Source organism: Phaeovulum sp., assembly GCF_041596715.1.
In the GTDB taxonomy this organism is placed as follows: domain Bacteria; phylum Pseudomonadota; class Alphaproteobacteria; order Rhodobacterales; family Rhodobacteraceae; genus UBA6213.
This window is the reverse complement of record NZ_JBFHIA010000198.1, coordinates 1-5709: the sequence shown is the minus strand read 5'-3', so window position 1 is coordinate 5709 and position 5709 is coordinate 1. Positions and strand designations below refer to the sequence as shown.

General features: G+C 65.6%; 5 protein-coding genes. 4 read left to right on the top strand and 1 reads right to left on the bottom strand.

Annotated elements, in window-relative coordinates; translation table 11 throughout:
• From ABY403_RS12610 to ABY403_RS12595, 4 genes are all read left to right on the top strand, one after another.
• The coding region (locus ABY403_RS12610; RefSeq protein WP_372841175.1) for an NAD(P)-dependent oxidoreductase at positions 1-1023 on the top strand (1023 nt) is incomplete at its 5' end.
• Positions 1024-1088: 65 nt separating this feature from the next.
• Complete coding sequence (locus ABY403_RS12605; RefSeq protein WP_372841174.1) at positions 1089-1823, top strand: metallophosphoesterase; 735 nt, start codon at positions 1089-1091, stop codon at positions 1821-1823.
• Between the two features lie 129 nt (positions 1824-1952).
• Positions 1953-2453 (top strand): DUF2585 family protein, encoded by a 501-nt coding sequence (locus ABY403_RS12600; protein WP_372841172.1) that lies wholly within the window; start codon positions 1953-1955, stop codon positions 2451-2453.
• Between the two features lie 80 nt (positions 2454-2533).
• Positions 2534-3709, top strand: a complete 1176-nt coding sequence (locus ABY403_RS12595) for an acetyl-CoA C-acyltransferase family protein (protein WP_372841171.1) — start codon at positions 2534-2536, stop codon at positions 3707-3709.
• 100 nt (positions 3710-3809) lie between these two features.
• On the opposite strand, the gene pbpC is transcribed toward ABY403_RS12595, so the two are convergent.
• Positions 3810-5709 (bottom strand): penicillin-binding protein 1C (pbpC, locus tag ABY403_RS12590; RefSeq protein WP_372841170.1); only part of this gene is annotated, 1900 nt, incomplete at its 5' end.

The window sequence follows — 5709 nt, the reverse complement described above, 5'->3', positions numbered from 1 at the left end:
GACGAGTTGCTGGCGCGCGCCGACTTCATCACCCTGCATGTGCCGATGACCGAAAAGACCCGCAACATCCTTTCGCGCGAGGCTCTGGCCAAGACCAAGCGCGGCGTGCGCATCATCAACTGTGCGCGCGGCGGGCTGATCGACGAGGAAGCGCTGGTCGAGGCGCTGCAATCGGGGCAGGTGGCTGGTGCGGCGCTCGATGTGTTTTCGACAGAACCTGCAACGGAATCGCCGCTGTTCGGCCTGCCCAACGTGGTCTGCACACCGCACCTTGGCGCATCGACCACCGAAGCGCAGGAAAACGTGGCCTTGCAGGTGGCCGAGCAGATGTCGGATTACCTGCTGACTGGCGCGGTGCAGAACGCGCTCAACATGCCCTCGGTCACGGCGGAAGAGGCCGTGGTGATGGGGCCGTGGCTCAAGCTGGCGGCGCATCTGGGGGCCTTTGTCGGCCAGATGACCGACGAGCCGATCAAGGCGATCAACATTCTCTATGACGGCGCTGTGGCTGAGATGAACCTTGCCGCACTGAACGCGGCCGCCATTTCCGGTATCATGAAAGCCACGAACCCGGATGTGAACATGGTTTCGGCCCCCGTGATCGCGCGCGAGCGGGGCATTCAGATCGCCACGACCCGGCAAGAAAAATCGGGTGCTTTCGATGCCTATATCAAGCTGACCGTTGTCACCGAAACGCGCGAGCGTTCGGTGGCGGGCACCTGCTTTGTCGATGGCAAGCCGCGCTTCATCCAGATCAAGGGCATCAACATCGACGCCGAGGTGGGCGCGCATATGCTTTACACCACCAACCGCGACGTGCCGGGCATTATCGGCACGCTGGGTGGCACGATGGGAAAACACGGGGTGAACATCGCCAACTTTACGCTGGGGCGGGCTGCGGCGGGGGGCGATGCAATCGCCATTCTGTACCTCGACGAGCCGCTTCCCGTGGCCGTGATTGCCGAGTTGCAAGCAACCGGCCTGTTCCAGCAGGTCAAACCGCTTGAGTTTGAGGTTCACTGAAAACAGGTGTAAACGGTGTAGACCCCTCGCGACCTCGCGGGGGGTCTTTTGCTTCACGAGGTGCCATGCAGACCTATGCCATCGGTGATATTCACGGCCATCTCGATCTGCTGCAAAAAGCGCACGATCTGATCGAGGCGGATCGGGCGCAGCATGGTGCGGCGGATGCGCCGGTAGTGCATGTGGGGGATGTGGTGGACCGCGGGCCAAATAGCCGCGGGGTCATCGAGTTTCTGATGCAGGGGCAAGCGGCGGGTGCACCCTGGAGTGTGCTGAAGGGCAATCACGACCGTATGTTTGCCGGTTTTCTGGTTGATCCCTGGGCGCGTGACCCGGGGCTGCGGGCAGAGCTGAGCTGGTTTCACCCGCGCCTTGGCGGGCCGCAAACGCTGGAATCCTACGGGCTTATCAAGCCGGCTGACCGCCCGGTTGACCAAGTTCACGCCGAGGCGCTGGCCGCGGTGCCGCAAGCACATCGCGATTGGCTGGCGGCGCTGCCGCTGCACTTTCTGCGGGGGCAGGCGTTGTTTGTGCACGCGGGCATCCGCCCCGGCGTCGATCTTGCGGCGCAGCGCGAAGATGACCTGCTGTGGATTCGCGCAGACTTTCTGGAAGATACACGGGATTATGGCGCGCTGGTGGTGCACGGCCACACCGCGATTGAAACACCGCGCCATTACGGAAACCGGCTGAACATCGACAGTTCCGCAGCCTACGGCGGCCCGCTTTCCGCCGTGGTGATCGAGGGCCGCGATGCCTGGCTGCTGACACCTGCCGGGCGCGAGCCTTTGTTGCCCTGACGCGCGGTGTTTGATACCTTCTCGGGCCAATAGTCGCAGCGCGGCCGTGGGCTTGCCGACTGCGGTAAGGCGTGGTTCTCTGCCCCCATGCGCGCGCGCCTTTTGCCATGGTTCTGGACGGCTTTGCTGATGGCCGCAGTGGCCCCTGCGATGCTATTTGCCGGGCGAACACTTTTCTGCCCCTGCGGCACGATCCGGCTGGCCTCTACCGCAGCCCAGATCACCCAAGTCTCGCAACAGTTCACCGACTGGTACACGCTTTCGCACGTGGTGCATGGGGTATTGCTGTTTGGCGCCTGCTGGTGGGTGTTGCCGCAGCTTGCGGTGGCGTGGCGCATGGTAGGGGCTGTTGCAATCGAAGCCGCGTGGGAGGTTTTCGAAAACTCCGATCTGATCATCAGGCTGTTTCGCGCAGAAGCGGCAGAACTTGGCGCGGTAGGCGATACGGTGCTCAACTCCCAAGGCGACATGCTGGCCATGCTTGCCGGGTTCTGGCTGGCGCGCTGGTTGCCGGTCTGGGCCAGCGTGGCACTCGCCGTGGCGCTGGAGCTGGTGGCCTACTGGGCAATTCGCGATGGTCTGGTGCTGATCGTGCTCAGGCGCGTTCTGGCAGCTGGCCTGCCGTTCTAAGCCATTGCAACGCGGCGTAAGGGCTGGTGCGGCTTTGGGCGCAGAGATAGTCTTTACGCGAAACATAGGGGGAGATCATCATGACCGACATCGTCATTCTGTCCGGCGCGCGCACCGCCATAGGCACCTTCGGGGGCAGCCTTTCAAGCCTGCCGCCGATCGAGCTTGCCACCACCGCCATGAAGGCGGCGCTGGCGCGCGCGGGCGTCGAGGGCGCGCAGATCGGGCATGTGATGGTTGGTCATGTCATCAACACCGAACCGCGCGATATGTATGTCAGCCGGGTGGCCGCGATGGGCGCGGGCGTGCCTGAAACCACACCTGCGATGAACGTGAACCGGCTTTGCGGCTCTGGCGCGCAGGCGGTGGTTTCCGCGATGCAGGCGTTGCTGCTGAATGACGCGGATTTCGCGCTGGCGGGTGGTGCCGAATGCATGAGCCGCTCGCCCTATGTTCTGCCGCAGGCGCGCTGGGGCCAGAAGATGGGCGACACCAAAGCGATCGACATGATGACCGGCACGCTGAACTGCCCGTTTGGCAGCGGCCATATGGGGGTCACGGCCGAAAACGTCGCGCGCGAATACGGTATCAGCCGCGCCGATCAGGACGCTTTCGCGCTGCAAAGCCAGCAGCGGGCGGCGGCGGCGATTGCCGCGGGGCATTTCAAAGACGAAATCGTGCCGGTCGAGATTGTCGGGCGCAAAGGCACGGTGGTCTTTGACACCGACGAGCACCCCAAGGTCACAAGCGCCGAGGCGCTGGCCGGGTTGAAACCCGCTTTCCAGAAAGACGGCACCGTGACAGCGGGCAATGCCAGCGGCATCAACGATGGTGCGGCGGCACTGGTGCTGGCGCGGGCCGATGCGGCGGCAAAGGCGGGGCTGCGCCCACGCGCGCGGATTTTGGGCTACGCCCATGGCGGCGTGCGCCCCGAGGTGATGGGGCTTGGCCCGATACCTGCTATTCGCGCGCTTCTGGCGCGCACCGGGCTGACGCTTGCCGATTTCGACCTGATCGAATCGAACGAGGCGTTCGCCGCGCAGGCGATCGCGGTATCGCGTGAGCTGGGGCTGGATGCGGCGCGGGTGAACCCGGATGGCGGCGCAATCGCGCTGGGTCACCCTGTGGGCGCTACTGGCGCAATTCTGACCGTGAAGGCGATGCACGCGTTGGAGCGCACTGGCGGCAAGCGCGCGCTGATCACGATGTGCATCGGCGGCGGGCAGGGCATCGCACTGGCGATCGAGCGGGTCTGACCGCCCGCGTCAATTGCTTCAGCCAAAATATCCCCGCCGGAGGCTCTTTGCACCGCTGGTGCGGCCCCCGGCGGCGGGATTTCGGAAAAGCAATAGCCGCTTATCGCAAGGTGATATCGGCGCTGGTGGCATTGCCCCTAGCGTCGATCACGCTAAGCGTGACAGCGCCGGGGCCGGGCATCGGCAGCGTGGTTTCGCGCGCCCGGATCGCCAGCGCCACCGGCACGCCATTGGCAAGCCATGTAAACGGCGCTGTGCCACCCAGTATTTTCACCGCAAGCGCCCCGCCCGGTGCCTCAACCAACGCGCCGTTCGGGGGAAACATCAGCTCTGGCGCATCGGGGTTGAGCGTGCTGAACGCGGCATCGCGCGGGCGAAAACGCTGTAGCGGCAGAGGCAGGCGTTCGGTCGGCAATAGCAGCGTGGCTGCGGGCGGGGGTGGCAGCGGGTCGGGGGCGTTTTTGGCGCGGCCGATCAGCTCGAACAGCAGCGGCGCTGCGAGCTCGCCCCCAAACGCGCCCGGCACCGGCGTGCCATCAGCGCGGCCAAGCCAAACACCCGCCACGTGCCGCCCATCAAAACCCAGTGCCAGCGCGTCGCGGTGCCCATAAGAGGTGCCGGTCTTGTAAGCGACGCGCCCCGGGGCGGCACCCGCGGGTGGCGGCAGGCCGGCCAGAATGTCGGCCACCTGCCAGCCCGCCACCGGCCCGAACAGGCGTTGGACCAAAGGCGCGGATTGCCCCGGCAGCGGCGAAAGAGTGATCGGCGCACCCAGCCGTGCTAGCGCCGCATAGGCCTGCACCAGCCCTTCAAGGCTGACGCCGACACCCCCCAGCGCCACCGCAAGCCCCGGTGTGCCCTCCACTTGTGTTTCCACCCCGGCACGGCGCAGCGTGGCCAGTAGGCGCGTGGGGCCCACCGCCTCGGTCAGGCTGACCACCGGGATGTTGAGCGAGGCCTGCAATGCCGCGCGCACGGTGACGGTGCCGCGAAACTGGCGGTCAAAGTTTTGCGGTCGCCAGTCGCCAAAGGCGGTGGGACGATCTTCGATCAGGGTTTCGGGGTGGGCGAGGCCATCATCGAAGGCCAGCGCATAGACAAAGGGTTTGAGCGTTGATCCGGGCGAGCGCAGCGCGGTGGTCATATCGACAAAGCCCGCGCGCGCATCGCTGCTCCATTCTGCCGCGCCGACATGGGCAAGGATTTCACCGCTCTGATGGTCTGCAAGGATCATTGCTGCGGTGACTTGCGCCTCTTGTCCGGCCACGGCGCGCGCTGCCAGCGCTTCAGCGGCGCGTTGTAGCGCAGGGTCTATGGTGGTGGCGATGCGCAGCGATTCAGGAAAGGCGCTGTGCAACCTTTCAGTCAGGTGCGGTGCCAGCAGTGGAAAGGCGCGCCGCGCGGTGGGCACCGACTCGCGCGTTGCTGCGGTGGCTTCATCGGCGGGAAGCACGCCATCATCTGCGGCCAGCCGCGCCAGCACCCTGTCGCGCGCGGCGTGTGCGGCCTCGGGGGCGCGGTCGGGGCGGCGCATTTCGGGCGATTGCGGCAGTGCCACCAAAAGCGCGGCTTCGCCGGGGGTCAGGCGGCGCGGCTCTTTGCCGAACCAGGCAAGGCTGGCGGCGCGCACGCCTTCAAGATTGCCGCCGTAAGGGGCAAGGCGCAGGTAGAGGTCGAGGATTTCGACCTTGTTCAACCGCTGTTCCAGCGCCAGCGCCACACGGATCTGCCGAAGCTTGCCTCTGAATGTGCCGGTCGGGCCATCTTCAAGCAGCCGTGCCACCTGCATCGTCAGCGTCGATCCGCCCGAGATGATCCGCCCGTTCAGAACTGCCTGCACGACTGCGCGCGCCATGGCCCGCATATCGACGCCCGCATGGTCGTAAAAGCGGTGATCCTCAAAGGCCAGCAGCATGGCGATGAAGCGTTCATCGACCGGGCCGGGGGCCAGCCGCCAGCGGCCATCGGATACCTGAAAGGCGCGCAGCAAGCTGCCATCG